The sequence below is a fragment of the Streptomyces sp. NPDC001914 genome, assembly GCF_042891215.1.
GTDB lineage: Bacteria > Actinomycetota > Actinomycetes > Streptomycetales > Streptomycetaceae > Streptomyces.
The window spans coordinates 335,676-358,625 of sequence record NZ_JBIASW010000009.1 but is presented as its reverse complement, the minus strand read 5'-3'; the positions used below and the strand labels follow the sequence as shown (position 1 = coordinate 358,625).

Sequence of the window (22,950 nt, the reverse complement as noted above, 5' to 3'; positions counted from 1 at the left end):
CCGCCGTCCCGGGAAGGGGATCAGGGCGCACTGCGCGCACCCCCCGAGTCGTCCCCGCACGGCCTTTCCCGTCACTCCTCATTGATTGGCCTGCTCATGACAGAAATAGTCTCCCCGGGCGGCCCGCCCGCGGGACAAGTCACGCTCCCCGACGGCCGGGTGGAGATCGCGCCCGACGCCCCCGCCCCCACCGGCCCCTACGCCAACGACGACCTGCTCCCGGTCCCGGTCGAGAAGCGCACCTGGACCACGTACAACTTCTCGGCCCTGTGGGTCGGCATGGCCCACAACACCGCTTCCTGGACGCTGGCCTCGGGTCTGATCGCCGTCGGCATGGACTGGAAGCAGGCCGTCCTCACCATCGCGCTCGCCAACCTGATCGTGCTGGTCCCGATGCTGCTCACCGGGCACGCGGGGCCGAAGTACGGCATCCCCTTCCCCGTCTTCGCCCGCGCCTCCTTCGGCGTCCGCGGGGCCAACCTCCCGGCCGTCGTACGGGCGTTGGTGGCCTGCGGCTGGTTCGGCATCCAGACCTGGATCGGCGGAGAGGCGATCTACTTCCTCGCGGGCAAGCTCTTCGGCGACGGCTGGGCGGGCGCCTCCGAGATCGGCGGGCACCCCTGGACCATGTGGCTGTCGTTCGCCGTCTTCTGGGCGCTCCAGGTCGCCATCATCTACCGGGGGATGGAGACGATCCGACGGTTCGAGAACTGGGCCGCGCCGTTCGTGCTCGTCGGCGCCGGCGTGATGCTGTGGTGGATGAGCGACAAGGCCGGGGGCTTCGGGCCGCTGCTCGACCAGCCCTCGCAGCTCGGCTGGGGCGGGGACTTCTGGAAGCTGTTCTGGCCCTCGCTCATGGGCATGATCGGCTTCTGGTCCACGCTGTCGCTGAACATCCCGGACTTCACCCGGTACGGCAGGAGCCAGAAGGCGCAGACCGTCGGGCAGGCCCTCGGACTGCCCACCACCATGACGCTCTTCGCGTTCCTGTCGGTCATGGTCACCTCGGGTTCGCAGGCCGTGTACGGCAAGGCGATCTGGGACCCGGTCCAGCTCGCCGCCAAGACGGACAACGTCGTCGGCATCCTCTTCGCGCTGGTCACCGTGCTGGTCGCGACCCTGTCCGTGAACATCGCGGCGAACCTGGTCTCCCCGGCCTTCGACTTCTCCAACATCGCCCCACGGAAGATCAACTTCCGGACCGGCGCGCTCGCCACCTGTGTCCTGGGCGTGCTGATCTTCCCGTGGAAGCTGTACGCCGACCCCCAGGGCTACATCTTCACCTGGCTCGGGCTGGTCGGCGGTCTGCTGGGGACGGTCGCCGGCATCCTCATCGCCGACTACTGGATCCTGCGCCGCACCCGGCTCGACCTCGCCGACCTGTATCGCACCGGCGGCCGGTACTGGTACGACGGCGGCTGGAACTGGCGGGCGGTGGTCGCCTTCGTCACCGGTGGCGTCCTGGCCGTCGGCGGCGCCGACTTCCATCCGCTGATCGACGGGCGGCCCGTCCCGGCGCTGGAATCGCTCGCCGACTACGGATGGGCGGTCGGCCTCGGCACCTCGATGGTGCTGTACCTGGTCCTGATGCTGGCCCGCGGAAAGGACGCCCTCGCGGACGGGCGGGAACCGGCCGCGGACCGGAGTGAACCGGCCGCGGACCGGAGTGAACCGGCCGCGGACTGACGCGGACCGGAGCGGAACGGCCGCGGACCGAACGCGGCGGCGGGAGGACGGTCAGCTCTTCTGGCTCTGGCCGTCCTTCAGCGTCGCCACCGCCTCCTTGGCCGCCTTGATGGCGCCCTTGTTGATCTCGTCGGTGCCGGGCGCCTTCTTGGTCTCGAAGTCACTGCCGTTGTAGGTGACGACCACCAGGGCGTTGGCCGCCCGGACGATCACCACGCCTTCACGGGTCTCCTGCTTGTCCTCGGTGCTGAGGTTGACCACGGAGTAGGCGGAGTCGCCGAGACCGGGCACCGCTCCGCCGCCGCTCTTGTCGGCGACACGCTCCTTGTAGGCCTTCTCCGCCGCGGCGTTCGTGTCCTTGATCTCGTACGAGACGTCGAGCCAGCGGTAGTCGAATTCCTTCAGGGCGTTCCACGAGCAGGTGCGGCGCACCGCCTTGTCGGTCGACGCGATCTCCTGCCCGGCCGTCTTGGCGCCGGGGACAAGAGACTTGATCGTCGCGACCTGGATGCCGCCGCAGGGCGCGGGCGAGGCGGCGAAGGTCTTGACGTCGGCGGAGGCCGAAGGAGCCGACGGCGAGTCCGATGTCTGTTTCTGCGTCGATTTGTCCTCGGCGTTGGGGGTCGCTTCGGACGGGCCGGTCGCCAGGGCCCAGCCCGCGGAGGCGAGCAGAGCGACCGGCAGGAGGCGCGCGGCGAGCGCGAGCGGCAGAGGAAGAGAACCCAAAGCGCACTTCTCGTGGGGGATGGTGCGGAGGAGTCCGCACTGCGGACGGGACGCCAGTGTCACATGAGACGCCGTGGTGCGGAAGGGCCGACCGGCGGCATGCCCGTGTGATGACGGTGACTCACCTTGGCGTCGATTGACTGACGCTGCGGCAAGATGTCTTATTTGTTCGATCGAATGATCGACAATTGCGATCATCGCCATTTCCTCCGCGTCGAGACGCGACGAGACCGGCCCGTAACGGGATCGCGGAGTGCCGGGCGGCGCTGTGCCCCGACCGTCCGACGGCGTGACCGTCCGGCCCCCGGTCCGTCTCCAACTGGCCCTGCTCTCAAGCCGGTCGGACTCCGGTGGTGAACGCCGGAGCGAGCGGAGCGATGCCCTCCGTGGAGCTTTCGTGCCATGATCGGCCCATGATCGCGACGAACCGGCGCCGCGTCGGCGCGGCCGCCCCCGCCGGGCCCTGGGCCCGGTCCGAAATCCCCACCGTCTCCTTACCCGCGCGCACCCCGTCCCGTGCCGCCGCCCTCCGGGAGAGGTGGGTGCGCCCGGTCCTGCTCGCCTGCCTGGTCGCGACGGCCACCGCGGGGTGCGGCCTGTCCACCGAGATCGACCACGAGATCGACCCCGGGCAGACCTCCGTCCCGGACCCCGTCCCGAGCGTCGTCGGGACCGACGCCGCCCATCTCCCGGACCCGTCCGGGACCCCGAGCGACTCCGTCGTCATCGAGCTGCCCGTGCCGGCGCAGACCGCGCCGGCGGAGGACGGTCCCTGCCCGGCGTCCGGCCTGCGCCTCGCGACCGGACCGGTCGACGCGGCCATGGGCCTGCGCGGGATGACCCTGACGCTCACCGTCTGCGGCAAGCGCCCGTACAAGGTGAACGGCCGCCCCGCCGTCGTCGACGTGCTCGACGGCGACCGTGCCCCGATCACGGGCGTACACGCCGTGGCGGGGACGGACAGGGTGCCCATGGCCCCCGCCGACCCGGGCCCCGAGCCCTTCACGCTCCACCCGGGCGAGAGCGCGCACGCCGCCCTGTACTGGCGGATGGCGGCCGAGGACGGGGTGTACCTGCGGATCGCGCCGCAGCGGGGGCAGCGCGCCGTCACCCTCCGGCTGCCGGACCCGCTGGACATCGGCCCCGAGAACACACTGGGAACAACGGCCTGGGCGCCCGTGCGCTGATCTCCCGCCTGCCCGCCCTGCCGCCTGGGCCGGGGCGGATGCCATAGTCGGGACCGGCCGATCGCTCCGTACCGTGAGGTGGCAGGCATGTTCACGACCCGACCCACGCTCCAGGGCACCTTCGGCATGGTGTCCTCCACGCACTGGCTCGCCTCACAGTCCGCGATGGCGGTCCTGGAGGACGGCGGCAACGCCTACGACGCCGCGGTCGCGGCCGGTTTCGTCCTGCACGTCGTGGAACCCCACCTCAACGGACCCGCGGGAGAGGTCCCGATCATCCTGGCCCCCGCGGACGGCCCCGTACGCGTGCTGTGCGGACAGGGCGTCGCGCCCGCCGGAGCGACGGTCGCCCACTACCGGAGCCTCGGTCTGGACCTCGTGCCCGGCACCGGCCCGCTCGCCGCCGCCGTGCCGGGCGCGTTCGACGCCTGGATGCTGCTCCTGCGCGACCACGGCACCAAACCGCTCGCCGACGTCCTGAAATACGCCATCGGCTACGCCGAGGACGGGCACGCGCCCGTGGAACGCGTCGGCGAGACGGTGGACGCCGTACGCGCGCTCTTCGAGACGGAGTGGACCTCCTCGGCCGAGGTGTATCTGCCGGGCGGCCGGTCACCGCGCGCCGGCGAGCTGTTCCGCAACCCGGCCCTCGCCGCGACCTGGCGACGGCTGCTCGACGAGGTCTCCGGCGCCGGGGACAGGGTGGCCGAGATCGACGCGGCGCGGGAGGTGTGGCGCTCCGGGTTCATCGCCGAGGCCCTGGTCCGGCAGGCCCGGCGGCCCACCATGGACACCAGCGGCGAGCGCCACGCCGGCACCCTGACGGCCGCCGACCTGGCCGGCTGGTCCGCGACCTACGAGGCCCCGGCGACGTACGACTGGCGCGGCTGGACCCTGTGCAAGGCGGGCCCCTGGAGCCAGGGCCCGGTCCTGCTCCAGCAGCTGGCACTGCTCCCGCCCGAGCTGCCCCGCCACGGCTCCGCCGAGTACGTCCACCTGCTCGTCGAGGGCTGCAAGCTCGCCATGGCCGACCGGGAGGCCTGGTACGGCGACGCCGCCGAGGTGCCGCTCGGCGACCTGCTGTCGGAGCCCTACAACGCGGCCCGCCGGACACTCGTCGGGGACAAGGCGTCGTACGAGCTGCGGCCCGGCGCTCCGGGCGGCCGCGAGCCGAGACTGAGCGGACACGCGCGCGTGGTGGCCGCCGACGAACCCGGCTTCGACGCGCTCGCGGTGCCGGGCGCCGGTGAGCCCACCATGGCCCGCGCGGCCGCGGAACCCGAGGTGGCACCCGACGGAGGCACCCGGGGCGACACCTGTCACCTGGACGTGGTCGACCGCTGGGGCAACATGGTGGCCGCCACTCCCAGCGGCGGCTGGCTCCAGTCCAACCCGGTCGTCCCCGAACTCGGCTTCCCGCTCGGCACCCGGCTCCAGATGGCGTGGCTGGAGGAGGGGCTGCCCAACTCCCTGACCCCGGGCCGACGGCCGCGCACGACCCTGACGCCCTCCCTCGCGCTGCGCGACGGCGTGCCCGTCATGGCGTTCGGCACCCCCGGCGGCGACCAGCAGGACCAGTGGCAGACACACTTCTTCCTGTCCGTCGCGCTGCGTCCGAAGGTGCGCGGCGGACTCGATCTCCAGGGCGCGATCGACGCCCCGAACTGGCACAACGACAGCTTTCCCGGCTCCTTCTATCCGCGCGGCATGCGTCCGGGCAGCCTCACCGTCGAGTCCCGCACGGACCCGGAGGTCGTCGAGGAACTGCGCCGCCGGGGCCACGACGTCACGGTCGCCGAAGCCTGGTCCGAGGGGCGGCTGTGCGCGGTGGCCCGCGACCCGGAGACCGGCATCCTGTCGGCAGGGGCCAATCCGCGCGGGATGCAGGGGTACGCGGTCGGCCGCTGAGGCCCGCCCGCGAAGGGCGCGGCGACCGGAACGGTGATCGCGCGGCCCCGGGAATTCATGGTGATTCCACCTGGAGTACCCCGGAGGGGTGAGGATTGTCAGTGGAGCGTGTTGTCATGGAGCCATGATCGAAGAAAACGAAACCATCGACGAGTTTCTCGCACACCGTACGGCCGACGTGGAACACGCAGTCCGCGAGGCCGCCGCCGCGGAGATCATGCCCCGGTTCCGGCAGCTCTCCGCGGACGAGATCGACCAGAAGTCCGGCCCGCACGACCTCGTGACCGACGCCGACCGCCTGGCCGAGAAGCACCTCACCGCGGCCCTCGTCGCGCTGCTGCCCGGCTCGGTCGTGGTCGGCGAGGAGGCGGTGCACGCCGACCCCGAGATCTACGAGGCGATCGGGGGCACGGCGCCCGTCTGGATCGTCGACCCCGTCGACGGCACCCGGCAGTTCGTGCACGGGGACCCCGGGTTCTGCACACTGGTCGCGCTCGTGCTGGACGGCGTGGTGCGCGCCTCCTGGACGTACGCGCCCGCGCGTGGCGAGTTCGCCACCGCCGTCCGGGGGCGGGGAGCCGTGCTGGACGGCGTGCCGCTGCGCTCCGGATCGCCCGAGCCCGGCCGCGACCTCCACATCGCGACCTCCCACCCGGACTACACCACGGACGAGCAGAAGCGCGCGCTCCTCGGACTGTGGACCGAGGGTGTCGCCCCGCGCCCCTGCGGTTCGGCGGGCCTGGAGTATCTGGCCATCGCCCGCGGTGAGTTGGACGCGACGGCGTTCAGCTGGGAGGCGGCCTGGGATCATGCCGCGGGACTCCTCCTGGTCGAGGAGGCGGGCGGCGCCCACAGGACGCTCGGCGGTGAGCCCTTCCGTGTCACCGGGGGCAACGCGCTGCCGTTCACGGCGGCCCGGGACGAGGCCACGGCCCGCCGGGTGACCGCCCTGCTGACAGGTCAGCCGGAGTGGGTGGCGGCCCGCGCCTGAGCGGAAGCGCCATGACCGCGCCTGAGCGGGAGCGCCACGGCAGCCGCCCTTGAGCTGTGAGCGCCGCGGCAGCCCTGAGCGGTGAGCGCCATGGCAGCTCCTGAGAGGCGAGCGCCACGGCAGCCCTGGGCGGGAGTTCCACGCCCCGCGCGGGCCCGGGTTCCCCTTCGTGGAGGCCGGTGCCCGGCACGGGGTGCCCGGGTCCAACACCCCGTGCCGTCAAGGCTGTCAGTCCACCGGCATATCCTGATGCTCAGTGGCCGTCGGCTGACAAAGGAGTCCGAAGGTGCCGTCGATGCTCGATGCCGTCGTGGTGGGTGCGGGGCCGAACGGACTGACGGCTGCCGTGGAACTGGCCCGCAGGGGCTTCTCCGTGGCCGTGTTCGAGGCCCGGGACACGGTGGGCGGGGGATCGCGCACCGAAGAGCTGACCCTGCCCGGGTTCCGGCACGACCCGTGTGCGGCGGCCCATCCGCTGGGCATCAACTCGCCCGCCTTCCGGGCGATGCCCCTCGAGCGGTACGGCCTGGAGTGGCTGCACGCGCAGCTCCCCATGGCGCACCCCTTCACGGACGGTTCGGCGGCGGTCCTCGCGCGGTCCGTGGCCGAGACGGCGGCCTCCTTCGGGCCGCGGGACGCGGGCGCGTACCGCAGGCTCGTCGCCCCGTTCTTGAGCAAGTGGGACACGCTGGCGCACGACTTCATGTCGCTGCCGCTGACCGCGCTGCCCCGGGACCCCGTCACCCTCGCCCGCTTCGGTCTGGCCGGGCTGCCGCCGTCGACCTGGCTGATGCGCCGCTTCCGCGACGAGCGGGCCAAAGCCCTGTTCGCCGGTCTGGTCGCGCACGTCATAGCGCCGCTCGAGGGAGTCGCCACGGGCGCCGTCGGCCTGGTCTTCGCGCTCGCCGCGCACGCCCGGGGATGGCCCGTCGCGCGCGGTGGCTCGCAGTCCATCGCGGACGCGCTCACCGCGTATCTCAAGGATCTCGGCGGCACCGTCCACACCGACTACGAGGTCAAACGCCTGGACGACCTGCCGCCGGCGCGGGCGTACGTCTTCGACACCTCGCCCAAGGCCCTGGCCCGCATCGCCGGCTTCGGCCGGTACTACGAGGGCTACCGCTACGGCGCGGGGGTCTTCAAGATCGACTACGCCCTGGACGGACCCGTGCCCTGGACCGCAGAGGAGGCCCGTGTCGCCGGGACCGTCCAGGTCGGCGCGAGCCGGGCGGAGATCGGCAGCGCGCTGCGGGCCGCCTCGCGCGAGGGCCGGGCACCCGACGCGCCGTTCCTGATCACGGTGCAGCCGAGCGTCGTCGACCCCTCCCGCGCCCCCGAGGGCAAGCAGGTCTTCTGGGCCTACGGCCATGTCCCTAACGGCTGGACCGGAGACCTCACCGACGCGATCGAGCGCCAGCTCGAGCGGTTCGCGCCGGGTTTCCGCGACCGGGTCCTGGCCCGCGCGACCGCCGGACCGCCCGTCCTCGCGGCCCGCAACGCCAACTACGTGGGCGGCGACATCGCCTGCGGCGCCGCCTCCGGACTCCAGCTCATGCTGCGCCCCAGACCGTCCCTGTCCCCGTACGGCACCCCGCACCCCGCCGTCTTCCTGTGCTCCTCGGCCACCCCGCCCGGTCCCGGAGTGCACGGGATGTCGGGGCACAACGCGGCGAAGGCCGTGTGGAGGAGACTGAGGGAGTCATGACCACGATCACGCTGGTACAGGGCGACATCACCCGGCAGAGCGTCGACGCCGTCGTCAACGCCGCGAACTCCTCGCTGCTCGGCGGCGGGGGAGTCGACGGGGCCATCCACCGCCGCGGGGGCCCCGCCATCCTCGCCGACTGCCGCAAGCTGCGGGCCGGCCACTACGGCAAGGGCCTGCCGACCGGCCGGGCGGTCGCCACGACCGCGGGCGACCTCGACGCCCGCTGGGTGATCCACACGGTCGGTCCCCGCTACTCCCGGGAGGACGACCGCTCGGAGCTGCTGGCGTCCTGCTACCGGGAGTCGCTGCGCGTCGCCGACGAGCTCGGAGCCCGTACGGTCGCGTTCCCCGCCGTCTCCGCGGGCATCTACGGCTGGCCGATGGACGACGCGGCGCGCATCGCGGTGGAGACCGTCCGGGCCGCCCGGACAGACGTCGAGGAGGTCCGCTTCGTGCTCTTCGACGCGCGGGCGTACGAGGCGTTCGCGGGGCAGCTGCGCTGAGGCGCCGGACGCGGAGGCCGGACGCCGGGGAGTGAACGGACGAGGCCCGGTCACAGGGGCAGTTCGACCACCAGCGGCCGGTGGTCCGAGACGGGGGTGCTCGGCGCGTGCGCGCCCGTGGCCGCGTCCGCGGCGATCCCGGTGGCCAGCACATGGTCGAGCTGGACGACGGGACGGTGTGCCGGATAGGTGGGCGTACGGGCCAGATCCCGCCAGCCGCGCCGCGGCTGCGGGGTGCCGGCGGGCCGGGTCCGGCTGCCGCCGACCGGCCCCGCGAGGCCGAGGACGGTCCGCGGCAGCGCGCCGGGCAGGTTGAGGTCGCCGAGAAGAATCCGGGGTCCGGGCAGGTCGGCGATCCAGGCGCGGACGGCGAGCAGTTGGCGGACGTTCCAGCCGGGCACGAACGACAGGTGCAGCGCGACCACGGTGAACGGTCCGCGGTTTCCCTCCAGGACGGCGGCCAGCGCGGCCCGCGGCTGGTCCCTGGACAGGGTCAGTCCCCGGTGCCCGGGCGTCCGCAGCGGCATGGGGACCGGTGCCGGGGCCAGCCGGCGTGCCCTCCAGTGCCGGACGGGGAGCCGGGACAGCAGGGCGACGCCGTGCGAGGGGACACCGCCGTCCGCCCCGGCCTCGCGCGGTCCGTACACCCGCAGGCCGGGTTCGGACGGGGCCGGGACCCAGCCTCCGTCCGCCTTCGCCGTGCCGTGGAACGCGGACGCGTAACGCCAGTGCGGCGCGTTCGACCCCGTGGCCGCGGCGGACGCCTGGTCCACCCCGCCCGAGCGTTCCTGCAGCCGGTCCACCTCCTGCAGTGCCACCACGTCGGCGTCCAGGGACGCGACGGCCCGCACGAGCGGGAGCTCCGGACCGCCCGCGGGCCGGACGGAGACGGGTCTGCCGTCCACCAACGTCCGTCCGTGCAGCACGTTGAACGTCGCGAACCGCACCCGCCCGGAGCGCGAGGTGCCGGGCCCGGCCGTCTCGGAAGGTGTCATGGCCGCGACCGTACCCGCCGGCGCCACTGGGCGGCGGCAGGTCTTCCGGCGCGCTGACGGCCCGGGCGCCGGGCAGGGGGCCGGGCAAGGAGTCGGACAGGGTCGGCGTGCCGTGTCACCGGCCGGGTGGCCGCTGGCGGTCGTGCTGTCGTGGGCCGTACAGGATCGCCGGGCGCGGTGTCCGGCCGCGCGGGATGGCCGGGCGCGGTGTCCGGTCGTACAGGATGGCCGTGCGCGGAGTTCGGTCGTACGGGATCGACGCCGTGTGCGGAGTTCGGTCGTACGGGATGGCCGCGCACGATGTCCGGTCGTACGGGATGGCCGCGCGCGGAGTCCGGTCGTACGGGATCACCGGTCGGCGCGGTGTCGCGGGCCCGGCCCGGTCACCGGCCGTTTCCTCCCAGGAGCTCGCGCAGGGCTTCCTCCTCCTGGCGGCTCAGCCCGGTGACGAAGTGCCGGAGGGCGCCGATCGGGTCCGGCCCGCGGTCGAGAGCCTCGTGCATGGCCTCGGCGGTCAGCTCGGCCGCGTTCTTGACGGGGCGGTACGCGCCGCGCCGGCCGTCAACATCCCGGAGCACAAGTCCCTTGTCGTACAGGCGTTTGAGGATGGTGTGCACGGTGTTGTACGCGAGTCCGCCACCGATGTCGGCCTGGATCTCGGCGGGTGTCAGCGCGTCGTCGGTGGCCCACAGGGTGGCGAGGACGGCGCTCTCCAGCTCGCCCGCGCTCCGCCGTTCCGCCCTTCCGTGGGGACCTGTGCCAGCCATGCCCGTCACCTTACAGCGCGTAGTCAACCCTGGAACGGAGCCGGTCCGGGGTGTGCGCCCGGGGTCGCGCGGGGTCGCGTACCACCACCGGGTGCGCGTCGAATGAATGTCCCGTTCGGCACCTTCCTCCTATGAGCGGTAGTTTGTCCATGCTTCCCCGGCTCCCGTCTCACCCTACGTCTTGTAGGGTGAAGGAACCCTACAGCGTGTAGGGCTGAAGGGTGGACGATGGTCAAGACCCTGAACGTCCCGCTCGTCGGCACCCGGCGGGCCGGACCGCCGGACAGGACGGCCCCGGCGCCCCGGAGGATCGGTGGCACGGGCGTGCTCGCGCTGGTCGCGGCCGCCTTCGCCCTGGCCCAACTGGTCCTCGTGCACCCGGACATGGGTCTCGGCTGGGACGAGACCGTGTACGTCAGCCAGGTCTCCTCGCACGCCCCCGCGGCCTTCTTCAGCGCGCCGCGGGCCCGCGGGGTCTCCCTGCTCGCCGCGCCGGTGGCCTCCTGGTCCTCCTCCACCACCCTGCTGCGGATCTACCTCTCCCTGCTCTCCGGGCTCGGCCTCTTCGTGGCCCTGCGGGCCTGGCGCGGACTGTTCCCGGTGCGGGTCCTCGCCCTGGCGGGCGCCCTGTTCGCGACGCTGTGGGTGACCGTCTTCTACGGCCCTCAGGTCATGCCCAACTACTGGGTCGCGATCGGCGCCCTGGTCTGCGTCGGGGGTTTCGTCCGGGCGCGGGCGGGCGGACGGGACCGGGCGGCGCTGTGGGGGACCGGACTGGGTGCCGCGCTGATGGCGTGGATGCGGCCGACCGACGCGGTCTGGGTGACGCTGCCGCTCCTCGTCCTCGCCGTGGCGGTCCCCGGATGGCGTCGTGCCCGGCCGCTGCTCGCGCTCGTCGCGGGTCTGTCCTCCGGAGCGGCCGAGTGGATCGTCGAGGCGTACGTGAGCTACGGCGGGCCGGGGCAGCGGCTCGCCGACGGTTCGCGCATCCAGGGCGGCCTCGGCTGGAACATCGCGGTCGGCGACCAGATGCGCAGCCTCGGCGGACGCGTGCTGTGCCGGCCCTGCACGGGCGGGATGCCGGACACCGCGGTGATGGTGTGGTGGTTCGTCCTGCCGCTGATCGCCGCCCTCGGCCTGGTGATCGCCGTCCGGGCCCGCCGCCCGGCTCCCACCCTGGTCCTCCTGGCCTGTGCCACGACGGCCGGGATCCCGTACCTGCTGATGATCGGCTACGCGGCGCCGCGCTTCCTGCTGCCGCTGTACGCGCTCGTCGCGATCCCCGTCGCCGACGCGATCGTCCGCCTCGTCACCGCGCCGGGCGGGCGGTGGCGGCCGGTCACCGTGACGCTGGTGGCCCTCGCACTCGCCGGGCATCTGGCCGCGCAGTTCGCGGTGTTGCAGGACACGGTGCGGCGTACCGCCGACAGCCACCGCGGCTGGGCGGCGACGGCGGCGGAACTGCACCGGCTCGGCGTACGGCCGCCCTGCACGCTGGCCGGGTACCGGTCCGTCCCCATCGCCGTCTACGCCGGATGTTCCTCCGTGCCGGCCGGCGGCCGTGACGCCGATGCCGTCGCGGCGGACGTCGTGCGCTCCGCCCGGCGCGTGCCGGTCGCCCTCATCGCGACGCCGGGGACCGAGCCGCCCGGATACGCCCGCGCCTGGACATCCCACCGCGCCGGTGCCGTCGACATCTACGTCGCTCCGGGAGCGGGGAGCCGTACGCCGTGAGCCCACGGCCGAAGACGCCGTCACCGGCGTTCGGGCCGGACGGCTCCGCGGCGGCGGCCGGCGGCGGGTGGACGGCGGTCGGGCGGCGACTCGGCGGGAGGAGCGGGCGGGTGGGGCGGCACGCTGCCCTTTCGCTGCTCGTGCTGGTGTGCGCCGGATTTCTCGCCCACCGGCACTGGCCGGTGATCGAGGCGGGCGTCGGCCGGCTGGCCCACGCCGATCGGGGCTGGCTGCTGGTGGCGGCCGCGGCGACCCTCATGACCTGGGTGTGCTCCGCGCTAGCCCAGCAGGGAGCGGTGGCGCAGCCGCTGCCCGCCGGACGGCTGGTCGCGGTGCAGTTCGCGGCGGCCGCCGCGAACCACGTGCTGCCCTCGGGCCTCGGCGCCGGAGCCGTCAATCTGCGCTTCCTCACCCGCTGCGGGCTTCCCCTCGCCCGGTCCGCGACCGCCCTCGCGGTCAAGGCCTGCTCCGGGACCGTCGTACGCGGCTGCCTCATCGGCGGACTCGCCCTCGCCTGTCCCGGCGCGCTCCGTCTCCCGGCTTTGACGGCGAGCGTCTGGACGGTGGCCGCCTGGACGGCAGGCGTCCTGGTCGCCGCGGTCGCCGCGGTGTTCTTCGCCGGACCGCTGCGGCGGGCGCTGCGGTGCGTGCTCCTGGACGTCCGCGCCGTGCACGAACTCCCCGCGCGGGCCGCCGCGTTGTGGGGCGGCTCGCTGGCCTTCGCCGCGCTGCACACCACCGTGGTCGTCGCCGTCGCCCAGGCCGTGGGTCTGCCGCTGTCCCCGGCCCGGGTGGCCCTCGTCTACCTGGCCGCGAGCAGCGCCGCCGTCCTGCTGCCCACCCCGGGCGGCCTCGGCTCCCTGGACGCCGCCCTCGCGCTGGCCCTCACCCTCGCGGGAGCGCCGGGTGACGCGGCGGCGTCCACGGTGATCGGCTACCGGCTGCTCACCGTCTGGCTTCCCCTGCTCCCGGGTCTGGTGGCACTGGGCGTGCTGATCCGCCGCCGGGTGCTGTGAACGGCAGGCTCAGGGGCCCGGCCCGGGGGCGTACGACGGTCAGGAACCGTTCAGGCTTCCGCTGACAGCCTCGGGCCTCATGAGCTACGAGACGACAGAGACCGACGGGACTCCCGGGGCCCAAGGCCGCCCCGGTGTCCCGGACCCGACAGGACACCGACTGCGCTGGAACAAGGTGCCCGAGGTCACCGCGTACTTCTGGATCATCAAGGTGCTGTGCACGACGGTCGGCGAGACCGCCGCGGACCTCCTGAACGAGAACATGGGCATGGGACTGACCGGTGTCTCCCTGCTGATGAGCGAGCTGCTGGCGGTCGTCCTGGTGGTCCAGTTCCGGACGACCGCCTACCGGGCGGGCGTGTACTGGCTCGCGGTGGCGCTGATCAGCGTCGTCGGGACGCTGATCAGCGACAACCTCACCGACAACCTGGGCGTGCCGCTGGAGACCAGCACCGCCGTTTTCGCCGTCGCCCTCGCGGTGACGTTCCTCGTCTGGTACCGCCGCGAGGGGACGCTCTCCATCCACAGCGTCGACACGCTCGCCCGCGAGGCCTACTACTGGCTGGCGGTGCTGTTCACGTTCGCCCTCGGCACCGCGGCCGGTGACCTGGTCGCCGAGCGCATGGCCCTCGGGTACTGGGTCTCGGCCGTGCTGTTCGCCCTCGCGATCGCCGCGGTCGCCGTCGCGCACTTCGCCCTCGGTCTGAACGCCGTGCTCAGCTTCTGGATCGCGTACGTCCTGACCCGGCCGCTGGGCGCCTCGGTCGGCGACTACCTCTCGCAGCCGACCGGCGACGGCGGCCTGGGCTTCGGCACCGTCGTGACCAGCGTGCTGTTCCTGGCCGTGATCCTCGGGCTGGTCGTCCACCTCTCGATCACCCGGCGCGACGTGAGCGGCGCCGACCGGGCCGCGCTCCGGTCGGGCTGACGGGGGACCGTCCGCGGAGGCGGCGCGTCGTCGGGCCCCTCACCCCGAGGGGAGCCCGACCACGAAGGTCGCGCCCGGGGCGCCCGCCTCCTCGTGACGGACCTCGCCGCCGGCGGAGCGGGCCAGGCGCCGCGCCAGCGGCAGACCGAGGCCCGCTCCGCCGTGTCCGTCCCCGGGATCGGCGCGGCGCCCCGGCAGGAAGAGCTGCGGCGCGAACGACGCCGGTACGCCCGGTCCGTCGTCGCCGACCTCCACCCGGACGCCACCGGGCCGCGCTGCGGCCCGGATCTCGACGCGGGAGCGGGCGTACCGCAGCGCGTTGTCGAGCAGCGGGCCGACGATGCGCTCCAGCAGAGCGTCCGGAACCCCGGCCACCAGACCCTCTCCAGGACCCCGGACGGTGATCTCCACCTCCGGCCGGGCCGGCGCGGCCCGGTCCGCGAGCCGGAGCAGTACGGACACGACCTCGCCGGTGCCCGGTACGGCGGCGGCGCTGTCACGGGCGTCGTCGAGCAGCGTGTCGCAGATCGTCCGCATGGAGAGGGCCGCGTCCGCCATGGCATCGTGCGCGGCCAGGGTCTCGTCGGCCGACCGTGGCCGGGACCGCAGCCAGTCCAGCTCGGCGGTGATCCGGGCGAGTGGATTGCGCAGTTCGTGCGACAGCTCCCGGGTGAGCTGCCGCTCGTGGCGCAACAGGGCCCGGATGCGGTCCAGGAGCGCGTCCAGCGACCCGCCCAGCCGGGCGAGTTCGTCGGGCCGGGCGGCACTCCCGAAGCGTTCCTCGGAGGCGACGGCGCTCCACCGGGTGGCCTGGCCGGTCATGGTGCGCACGGGTCGCAGGGCACGCCCCACCGCCAGGCGCGTCAGCGCGTACGTGCAGGCGAGCATGACGGCGTCGAGGGCGAGCGACGCCAGCAGCAGGGTGTCGGCCGAACTGCGGTACGGAGTCAGATCGAGGGCGGTGACGACGGTCGCGCCGGTGCGGTCGCCCGGCACCGGGCGCGCGCACAGCCGGACCGGGCCGTGCGCGCCGGAGGTGAGGCAGCCCGGCCCGCCGCGGGCGGCCAGGGCGCCGGCCGCGCGGGTGAGCGGGCCCGTGGCGCCGGCCGTCGGCGGCTTCTCCAGGAGGCGGCCGGAGTCGTAGATCCACACGTTCGCGTCGAGCAGTTCCTCGCCCGGCGTCTCCAGGAGGCGCACCCGGGCGCCGCCGGTGTCCACCGTCGCGGCGACCGCGGTGGCCCTGGTACGCAGTTCGTCGTCCGCCTGGTGCTGGAGGCGCAGTCGTACGACCGTGTTGAACGCCACCGTGAGGATCACCATCAACAGGGCGGCGGTGGTCAGCGCGACCAGCGAGAGCCGGCCCCGGAGGGTGCCCGGAGCCCAGCGGGAGGCGAGTGCCCGCCAGGGCAGCGCTCGCGACGAGGCGCCCGCCCCGGTCCTCGGCCGCTTGTTCGCGAGGCGCTGTTTCATGACAGGCGGTGTCCGATGCCCCGGGCGGTCGTGACCGTCAGCTCGCTGCCGCTCTGCCGGAGCTTGCGGCGCAGCCGGGTCAGATACTGGTCGAGCGTGTTGTCGCTGACCTGCGCGCCCTCCGGCCAGCCGGCCCGGGTCAGCTCCCGCCGGCCGACGATCGCACCGGCCGCCGCGATGAGCGCCGCCAGGAGACGGAACTCCGTCGGGCTCAGCGCGACCCGGCGGCCCCGCACGGTCAGGCTGTGCGCGACCGGGTCCAGCACCAGGTCGCCCGCGGTGCGGCACACGACCGGTCCCGCGCGTCTGAGGGCCGCCCGCAGCCGGGCCGCCAGCTCCGTCAGATGGAACGGCTTGGGCAGATAGTCGTCGCCTCCGGCCGCGAAGCCGGCCAGCCGGTCGGTGAGGTGGTGGTGGGCCGTCAGGAAGATCACGGGGGAGAGGAAGCCGCCCGCCCGGATCGCCTGGCACACGTCCCGTCCGTCGGCGTCGGGCAGGCCGACGTCTAGGACGGCCGCGTCGATGCCGTCCCCGGCCAGCCGCAGCGCGGTCGCGCCGTCCTGAGCCGGGACGGTGTCGAAGCCCTCGTCCCGCAGTCCCCGCCGCAGCACGTCACGCAGCGCGTGGTCGTCCTCGACGACCAGGATCCGCCGGCGCATACGGCCCGCTCACCCGCTCTTCGCGAGGCGGGGAGCGATGAGCAGGACGCCGAGCCGCGAGGCGGCCAGGGGGTGGCCGGACACGTCGGGCAGCGCGCGCAGGAGCGACGACGCGGCCATCGCGACCAGGCTCCCGACGAGCACACCGGCCGCCACGTCGTGCGGATAGTGCACCCCCACCCAGACCCGGGAGGCGGCCATCGCTCCGGCGGCCACCACGGCCACGGCGCCGACGCGGCGGGAGACGAAGAACAGCGCGACGGCCGCCGCGGCCGCGATCGCCGCGTGGTTGCTGGGGAAGGACCAGTCGCCCTGGGCCGGGCACGCCTCCAGCGTCGCCACCCGCAGGCTCCGGCAGGGCCGGTCCTCGCGCACCAGCAGCTTCAGGCCGAGGTCGATCGCGTACGCCATGAGGACCACGACCGGCACCGCGAGCGCCGCCAGCGCGGCCCGCGGGCTCTCGCGGCGCGCCTGCCACCAGGTCAGCAGCATCAGCACGCCGAACAGGCCGAGCCCGTACGTCGACCAGAGGGACACCGTGCTGTCGAGCCACGAGGGGGAGGACTTCGCGAGACCGGTCACGTACCGGTAGGCGGAGCCGTCGATCGGGGATCCGTCGTACGCCAGGGTCATCCCCGCACCTCCTCCTCGCCCGGGGCGCCCCGGCGGCGCGAGCGGTACAGCTCCACGGCGAGCGGGGTCAGGGACACCAGGACGATGACCGCGACGACCGGGAGCAGATAGCGGTCGACGTTCGGGATGGACGAGCCCAGCGCGTATCCGGCGAGGGTGAGGCCGAGGCTCCAGACCAGGCCGCCGGCCACCTGCCACACGGTGAAGGTCCGCACCGGAACACCGAGGGCGCCCGCCATCGGGTTCAGGACCGTGCGCACGACGGGGACGAAGCGGGCCAGCACGATCGCCTTCGCGTGTCCGTACCGCTCCAGGAGTTCCTCGGCCCGGTGCGCCCCCGATGCCAGCCGTGGGGAGGTACCGCGGCCCAGCAGCGCGCCGCCCGCCTTCCGTCCGATCAGATAGCCCGTCTGGGCGCCCAGCAGCGCGCCCGTGGCCGCGGCGATCAGCAGCGCGGGGAGTGACAGCTTCAGGCCGTCCTGGCCCGACCCGGTGCACAGGAGGCCCGCCGTGAACAGCAGCGAGTCCCCGGGCAGGAAGAAGCCGACCAGCAGGCCGGTCTCCGCGAACATCACCACGCCCACGCCCAGGACACCGAACGCTGCGAGCAGGGACTGCGCGCTGAGAAGATTCACGGCGAGGTCGGACGCCGTGAACGATGATGCGGCCATCGTCGCGGACCCTTTCATACTGGAAGGGGCAGGCACGGACGAAACCCGTGCCCGACTGACTACAATTCTGTAGACGGTCTACTGAACTGTAGACGAAGGTGGGGTGAGGATCGTTCCCATGAGCAGGGACAAGGACGAGCGCCGGCCGGCGGGCGAGCTGGAGGCCGGCGTGATGGCGGCTCTCTGGGCCGCGGGCGTGCCGCTCACGCCGGGACGCGTGCAGGCCGAGCTGGACTCCGGCCTCGCCCGCACGACAGTGACGACGATCCTGTCCCGGCTGCACGAGAAGGGCATCGTCGGCCGCGAGCGGCTGGGCCGGGGGTACGCGTACTTCCCCGTCCAGGACCCGCACGGCCTCACCGCGCGCCGCATGCACACCGAGCTCGACCGCGACGACGACAGGGAGACCGCGCTGGCCCGCTTCGTCGCCCAGCTCAGCCCCGACGACGAGCGGCTGCTGCGGGACCTGCTGGAGCCGGATCTCGGCACGCGACCGGAACCGGGTCGGGAATGATCCTGCTCCTGGTCCCCCTGCTGGTCCCCTTCGCGCTCGGACCGCTCGCCCGCCGCAGCCTCGACCGGCTGGGGCCGGTGGCCGCGCTGTGGTCGGTGACCCTCGCGCTCGTCGTGCTGGCCGCGGCCTCCGTGGCCTCGCTGGGCGCGCTCGTCCTGACGGGCCTGCTCAAGGTGCCCTTCCTGGCCGGCCTCGGTGAACTCGTCCACCCGCTGCGCACGGCCTCGGACCTCGTCGTCCTGCCCGCGGCCGCCGCCGCGACGGGGGTGCTCACCGTCGGCGCCTGGACGGTCGTCCGCTCGGCCCTGCGTCAGTTCCGTGCCTTCCGCACCGCGCGCAGCCAGGCCGACCGCCGTCCCGCCGCGGGCGACCTGTGCGTCATCGAGTCGCCGCACCCCGACGCCTATGCGCTCCCGGGCCGGCCGCACCGCATCGTCGTCACCACCGCGATGCTGCGCAGCCTCGGCGCCGACGAGCGCGAGGCCCTGTTCGCCCATGAGCGGGCGCACAACGCGGCCGGCCACCACCGCTTCCTCGTCGTGGCCGAGCTCGCGGCGCACTGCCACCCGGGCCTGCGGTCGGTCCGCGCGACCGTCGCGCTCGCGGCGGAGCGTGCCGCGGACGAGGCCGCGGCCGTCGTCGTGGGGGACCGGCGGCTGACCGCGCGGGCCATCGCCCGTGCCGCCCTGGCCATCGGCGAGGCCCGTTCCGAGCGCCCCGGCTTCGCGCCCGCGGCCACCACGGGTCCCGTGCCCCAGCGGGTCGCCGCCCTGCTCTCCGCCCCCCGGCGGCGGCCCCGCGCCGCCGCCCGGATCGCCGTCCTCCTCGCCGCCTGTGCCGTGCTGTCGGCCGGTGCGTCGGGGGCGGGTGTCATCGAGTTCCACCACGAGGTGGAGGTCGCGCAGGGCGAGGCGGTTCGCTGAGGGGTCGGGGTAGGGGCCTGGCCCTTGCGGCGGGGCTGTTTCCCGGAGGCGGGGTCCCTCGGCGGGTTCTCTCGATGGGGTCCCTCGCTGGGGTGGCTCGGCCCCGTCGGGTCCGCCGTGTCGCGTCTGCCCCGCTTCGTGGGACGCGGGCCGCCGGGCCCGTCGTGGCTGGTCGCGCAGTTCCCCGCGCCCCTGACGGGGCGCTGCTCCTGGCCTCCTCTTTCACGCGAACCCCGCTCGCCGACGGACGAGAACGGCTTCGCCGGCCGTGTCGGTCGGGGCCCGCCGCCCGGGTCGAACCGGCCACCCCGTTCGCGCCGGCCTGCCGATGGAACGGCGAGGTGTTCGCCGGCAGGATCGCGTGGCGGCTCGATGACTCCGATGGCGTCTGTCCTCGTGCCCGCCCATCCCAGCCGGCCCGGGTTGGCCGGGGTGTCGGGCGGCGCGACGTTGATGTCGGATTCTCGCCAGCCCGGTCCTCCGGGGTGCCCGATGCTTGAGGCATGCAGAACGGGATGCACACGGACACGGAGCGCTGCGTGCGTGCCGTCCAGTCCAAGGACGCGCGCTTCGACGGATGGTTCTTCACCGCGGTGACGACGACGAAGATCTACTGCCGGCCGAGCTGCCCGGCCGTACCGCCGAAGCCCCGGAACATGACCTTCTACCCGAGCGCCGCCGCCTGCCAGCAGGCCGGGTTCCGGGCCTGCAAGCGCTGCCGCCCGGACACCAGCCCCGGCTCACCCGAATGGAACCACCGTGCCGACCTCGTGGCCCGCGCGATGCGGCTGATCGGCGACGGGGTCGTCGACCGGGACGGTGTACCGGGCCTGGCCGCCCGGCTCGGCTACAGCACCCGCCAGATCGAGCGGCAGCTCCTCGCCGAAATGGGCGCGGGACCCCTGGCCCTCGCCCGCGCTCAGCGCGCCCAGACGGCACGGCTGCTCATCGAGACGACACCGCTGCCGATGGCCGAGATCGCCTTCGCCGCCGGCTTCTCCTCCATCCGGACCTTCAACGACACGGTCCGTGAGGTCTTCGCGCTGTCCCCGAGCGAGCTGCGCGCCCGTCTGCCCCGGAACCGGGCCGGCGCCGCGGCCGGAACCCCGGGCGCGCCGGGGGTCCTGAACCTCCGGCTCCCCTTCCGCGCCCCGCTCAACCCCGACAACCTCTTCGGGCACCTCGCGGCCACCGCCGTACCCGGGGTGGAGGAGTGGCGCGACGGCGCGTACCGGCGGACGCTGCGGCTGCCGTACGGGCACGGTGTCGTCGGCCTGACACCGATGCCGGACCACATCGCGTGCCGGCTGACCCTCAGCGACCTGCGCGACCTGTCCGTCGCGATCAGCCGCTGCCGCCGCATGCTGGACCTGGACGCCGATCCGGTGGCGGTCGACGACCAGCTCCGCACGGATCCGCTGCTGGCGCCCCTGGTCGACAAGGCCCCCGGCCGCCGGGTGCCGCGCACGGTCGACGAGGCCGAGTTCGCCGTACGGGCGGTGCTGGGGCAGCAGGTCTCCACGGCCGCCGCCCGTACGCACGCCGCCCGCCTGGTGACCGCGTACGGCGATCCGGTCGACGACGCGGAGGGCGGCCTCACCCACCTGTTCCCCTCGTCGGAGGCGCTTGCCGGGGTCGACCCCGAATCGCTCGCCATGCCCCGCACCCGGCGCACGACCTTCACCACGCTGGTGGGCCGACTCGCCGACGGAACACTCCATCTGGGAGTGGAGAGCGACTGGGAACAGGCGAGGGCCAGGCTTCTGGCGCTCCCCGGCTTCGGCCCCTGGACCGCGGACGTGATCGCGATGCGCGCCCTCGGGGACCCGGACGCCTTCCTCCCCACCGACCTCGGAATCCGGCGCGCCGCAGGGGAGCTGGGGCTTCCGTCCACACCCGCCGCGCTGACGGCCCGGGCCGCGGCCTGGCGCCCGTGGAGGGCCTACGCGGTCCAGTACCTGTGGGCGACGGACGGCCATCCGATCAACTTCATGCCGACGCGGAGCGGCACCCCGTACCTCCCGGAAGCCACCGCACCTGCCTCCCGCACCTCACGCACCTCCCGCACCTCACGCACCAAGGACGCCCAGTGAAACGGCACACGGTCATCGACAGCCCCTACGATCCCCTCACGCTCGTCGCCGACGACGACGGGGTCCTGTGCGGCCTCCACATGGTCGGCCAGCGCCACCGTCCGGCGGAGGAGACCTTCGGCGAGCGCGACGACACCCTCTTCGACGAGGTGACCGAGCAGCTGAACGCCTACTTCGAGGGCGAGTTGAAGGAGTTCACCGTCGAACTGCGGCTGACCGGGACGCCTTTCCAGCGCAGCGTGTGGGACCAGCTGCGGGGGATCCCCTACGGCGAGACCAGATCGTACGGCGAACTGGCGGAAGCGCTGGGCAACATGGGTGCCTCGCGCGCGGTCGGCCTCGCCAACGGCAAGAATCCGATCGGGATCATCGTGCCCTGCCACCGGGTGATCGGCGCGAGCGGAGGCCTCACCGGCTACGGCGGTGGCCTGGACCGCAAGCGGCAACTCCTGGACTTCGAAAGCGGATCGGCGCTCTTCTGACCGTTCCCGCACGGCGGGGTGCGGTGGCAGGCGATCGAAACTTATTGGTAACAGGCCGCAACCCATGGGGAGTTGACAGAGTCTGAACAGCCATGAAGATCTCCTTCCTGCTCCACAACGCCTACGGGATCGGGGGCACGATCTCCACCACCTTCAATCTGGCCCGTGCGCTCGCCGCACGGAACGAGGTGGAGATCGTCTCGGTGCTGCGGCACCGTGAGCGGCCGACCCTGTCGCTGGACCCCAGGGTCTCGCTACGGTCGCTGGTGGATCTGAGACACGAGAAGGAGCATCCGGCGCACCTGATACCGGCGCGGGTGTTCCCCCGCGCCGAGTACCGGTACCGGCAGTACAGCGAGTTGACCGACCGGCGGATCGGCGCGTGTCTCGCCGAGACCGACGCCGACGTGGTGGTCGGGACCAGGCCGGGCCTCAACGTGCATCTGGCCCTCCAGGCTCCGCGGGACGTCGCGCGCGTCGGCCAGGAGCACCTGACCCTGGACGGCCATCCGCCCCGGCTCCGTTCCGCGCTGCGCCGGGCCTATCGCCGGCTCGACACGCTGACCACGGTGACCGAGGCGGACGCCGCCGCCTATCGGCGCAAGGTGCGGATGCCCGGAGTCCGGGTGGAGGCCCTTCCGAACAGCGTGCCGGAACCCGTGCTGGCGCCCGCCGACGGTGCCGCCAAGATGATCATCGCGGCCGGCCGTCTGGTCCCCGTCAAGCGGTACGACCTGCTCATCGAGGCGTTCGCCATGGTCGCCGCCGAGCACCCCGACTGGCGGCTGCGCATCTACGGCAAGGGCCAGGAGCACGAGAGGCTGCGGCAGCTCATCGCGGAACTCGGCCTCTACGACAAGGTCCTCCTGATGGGCGCGGCCACCCCCATGGAGGCGGAGTGGGTCAAGGGCTCGATCGCGGTGGCCGCCTCCGACTACGAGGCCTTCGGCATGACCATCATCGAGGCGATGAGCTGCGGTCTGCCGGTGGTGAGCACCGACTGCCCCCACGGGCCGGGCGAGATCATCGAGGACGGCGTCGACGGCCGGCTCGTGCCGGTCGGCGACCGCGACGCGCTCGGCGAGGCGCTGCGGGCACTGGTCCGCGACGACGAGTGGCGCCTGCGAGCGGGTCGTGCGGCCAGGAAGAGCGCGCGGCGCTTCGCCCCGGGCCCCGTCGTCACCCAGGCGGAACGCCTGTTCGCCGAGGCGGTGTCGGCGAGAAGGGCGGGCCGGCCGGTGCTGCGGGAACGCTCCGGCGTGCACGGCGTCCTGGTCGGTCACGGCTTCGCGATGCGCGACGCCGCGCACGGTGCCACCGACGGCGTGCTGCGCACCCTGCGGAGGCAGCGGTGAC

At 73.7% G+C, this 22,950-nt stretch carries 20 protein-coding genes and 1 pseudogene; 14 read left to right on the top strand and 7 right to left on the bottom strand.

The genetic code is table 11. From position 1 onward, the window contains the following. Positions 1-96 precede the first annotated feature (96 nt). Positions 97-1,686, top strand: a complete 1,590-nt coding sequence (locus tag ACFYYF_RS26260) for an NCS1 family nucleobase:cation symporter-1 (protein WP_388779821.1) — start codon at positions 97-99, stop codon at positions 1,684-1,686. Positions 1,687-1,737: 51 nt separating this feature from the next. Here ACFYYF_RS26260 and ACFYYF_RS26255 read toward each other — a convergent pair whose 3' ends face one another. After that, positions 1,738-2,412 carry a hypothetical protein gene (locus ACFYYF_RS26255; protein WP_361686661.1) on the bottom strand — a complete coding sequence of 225 codons (675 nt, stop codon included), beginning with the start codon at positions 2,410-2,412 and terminating at the stop codon, positions 1,738-1,740. A 413-nt stretch (positions 2,413-2,825) separates the two neighbouring features. On the opposite strand from ACFYYF_RS26255, the gene ACFYYF_RS26250 reads away from it, so the two are divergent. The 5 genes from ACFYYF_RS26250 (at position 2,826) to ACFYYF_RS26230 (ending at position 8,709) form a co-directional block, all read left to right on the top strand. Then, positions 2,826-3,599, top strand: coding sequence for a DUF4232 domain-containing protein (locus tag ACFYYF_RS26250; RefSeq protein ID WP_388779818.1), 774 nt, complete (start codon positions 2,826-2,828; stop codon positions 3,597-3,599). An 87-nt stretch (positions 3,600-3,686) separates the two neighbouring features. Then, positions 3,687-5,507 (top strand): gamma-glutamyltransferase family protein, encoded by a 1,821-nt coding sequence (locus tag ACFYYF_RS26245; RefSeq protein ID WP_388779815.1) that lies wholly within the window; start codon positions 3,687-3,689, stop codon positions 5,505-5,507. Between the two features lie 124 nt (positions 5,508-5,631). Beyond that, a complete protein-coding gene (locus tag ACFYYF_RS26240) occupies positions 5,632-6,498 on the top strand; it encodes an inositol monophosphatase family protein (protein ID WP_388779812.1) in 867 nt (288 codons plus the stop codon). 295 nt (positions 6,499-6,793) lie between these two features. Beyond that, positions 6,794-8,203, top strand: coding sequence for a phytoene desaturase family protein (locus ACFYYF_RS26235; RefSeq protein ID WP_388779810.1), 1,410 nt, complete (start codon positions 6,794-6,796; stop codon positions 8,201-8,203). Further along, positions 8,200-8,709, top strand: coding sequence for an O-acetyl-ADP-ribose deacetylase (locus tag ACFYYF_RS26230; protein WP_388779807.1), 510 nt, complete (start codon positions 8,200-8,202; stop codon positions 8,707-8,709). Before ACFYYF_RS26235 ends, ACFYYF_RS26230 begins: the two co-directional genes overlap by 4 nt. A gap of 50 nt (positions 8,710-8,759) precedes the next feature. Here ACFYYF_RS26230 and ACFYYF_RS26225 read toward each other — a convergent pair whose 3' ends face one another. After that, positions 8,760-9,704: an endonuclease/exonuclease/phosphatase family protein gene (locus tag ACFYYF_RS26225; protein WP_388779805.1), complete on the bottom strand. Its 945-nt coding sequence runs from the start codon at positions 9,702-9,704 to the stop codon at positions 8,760-8,762. A 383-nt stretch (positions 9,705-10,087) separates the two neighbouring features. Then, a complete protein-coding gene (locus ACFYYF_RS26220; protein ID WP_388779802.1) occupies positions 10,088-10,471 on the bottom strand; it encodes a BlaI/MecI/CopY family transcriptional regulator in 384 nt (127 codons plus the stop codon). Between the two features lie 228 nt (positions 10,472-10,699). Here ACFYYF_RS26220 and ACFYYF_RS26215 point away from each other — a divergent pair, with 228 nt between their 5' ends. The 3 genes from ACFYYF_RS26215 to ACFYYF_RS26205 all read left to right on the top strand — a co-directional run bounded on the left by ACFYYF_RS26215 (position 10,700) and on the right by ACFYYF_RS26205 (position 14,149). Beyond that, complete coding sequence (locus tag ACFYYF_RS26215) at positions 10,700-12,205, top strand: hypothetical protein (RefSeq protein WP_388779800.1); 1,506 nt, start codon at positions 10,700-10,702, stop codon at positions 12,203-12,205. Positions 12,206-12,315: 110 nt separating this feature from the next. Next, positions 12,316-13,221: a YbhN family protein gene (locus ACFYYF_RS26210; RefSeq protein ID WP_388779797.1), complete on the top strand. Its 906-nt coding sequence runs from the start codon at positions 12,316-12,318 to the stop codon at positions 13,219-13,221. A 79-nt stretch (positions 13,222-13,300) separates the two neighbouring features. Then, a complete protein-coding gene (locus ACFYYF_RS26205; protein WP_388779794.1) occupies positions 13,301-14,149 on the top strand; it encodes a hypothetical protein in 849 nt (282 codons plus the stop codon). Positions 14,150-14,188: 39 nt separating this feature from the next. On the opposite strand, the gene ACFYYF_RS26200 is transcribed toward ACFYYF_RS26205, so the two are convergent. Genes ACFYYF_RS26200 through ACFYYF_RS26185 form a run of 4 tightly spaced genes read right to left on the bottom strand, consistent with a single transcriptional unit; the run spans position 14,189 to position 17,582 of the window. Further along, complete coding sequence (locus tag ACFYYF_RS26200) at positions 14,189-15,619, bottom strand: sensor histidine kinase (protein ID WP_388779791.1); 1,431 nt, start codon at positions 15,617-15,619, stop codon at positions 14,189-14,191. Continuing rightward, positions 15,616-16,278 (bottom strand): response regulator transcription factor, encoded by a 663-nt coding sequence (locus ACFYYF_RS26195; protein ID WP_388779789.1) that lies wholly within the window; start codon positions 16,276-16,278, stop codon positions 15,616-15,618. The genes ACFYYF_RS26200 and ACFYYF_RS26195 overlap by 4 nt, the downstream gene beginning before the upstream one ends. 9 nt (positions 16,279-16,287) lie before the next feature. Then, positions 16,288-16,911 carry a phosphatase PAP2 family protein gene (locus tag ACFYYF_RS26190; RefSeq protein WP_388779786.1) on the bottom strand — a complete coding sequence of 208 codons (624 nt, stop codon included), beginning with the start codon at positions 16,909-16,911 and terminating at the stop codon, positions 16,288-16,290. Continuing rightward, the gene (locus ACFYYF_RS26185) at positions 16,908-17,582 is read right to left on the bottom strand and encodes a DedA family protein (RefSeq protein ID WP_388779783.1); all 675 of its coding nucleotides are present in this window, start codon (positions 17,580-17,582) and stop codon (positions 16,908-16,910) included. Before ACFYYF_RS26185 ends, ACFYYF_RS26190 begins: the two co-directional genes overlap by 4 nt. A gap of 118 nt (positions 17,583-17,700) precedes the next feature. Between ACFYYF_RS26185 and ACFYYF_RS26180 the strand changes: the two genes are divergently transcribed. From ACFYYF_RS26180 to ACFYYF_RS26160, 5 genes and pseudogenes are all read left to right on the top strand, one after another. Then, positions 17,701-18,096, top strand: coding sequence for a BlaI/MecI/CopY family transcriptional regulator (locus ACFYYF_RS26180; protein ID WP_365486523.1), 396 nt, complete (start codon positions 17,701-17,703; stop codon positions 18,094-18,096). Further along, positions 18,093-19,019, top strand: coding sequence for a M48 family metalloprotease (locus tag ACFYYF_RS26175; RefSeq protein WP_388779779.1), 927 nt, complete (start codon positions 18,093-18,095; stop codon positions 19,017-19,019). Before ACFYYF_RS26180 ends, ACFYYF_RS26175 begins: the two co-directional genes overlap by 4 nt. A gap of 503 nt (positions 19,020-19,522) precedes the next feature. Next, a pseudogene (locus ACFYYF_RS26170) lies at positions 19,523-21,016 on the top strand (DNA-3-methyladenine glycosylase 2 family protein); the annotation flags it as partial. A gap of 92 nt (positions 21,017-21,108) precedes the next feature. Then, positions 21,109-21,594, top strand: a complete 486-nt coding sequence (locus tag ACFYYF_RS26165; RefSeq protein ID WP_388779776.1) for a methylated-DNA--[protein]-cysteine S-methyltransferase — start codon at positions 21,109-21,111, stop codon at positions 21,592-21,594. A gap of 92 nt (positions 21,595-21,686) precedes the next feature. After that, on the top strand, positions 21,687-22,949 hold the full coding sequence (locus tag ACFYYF_RS26160; RefSeq protein WP_388779773.1) for a glycosyltransferase family 4 protein: 1,263 nt from the start codon (positions 21,687-21,689) through the stop codon (positions 22,947-22,949). Position 22,950: the final 1 nt, after the last annotated feature.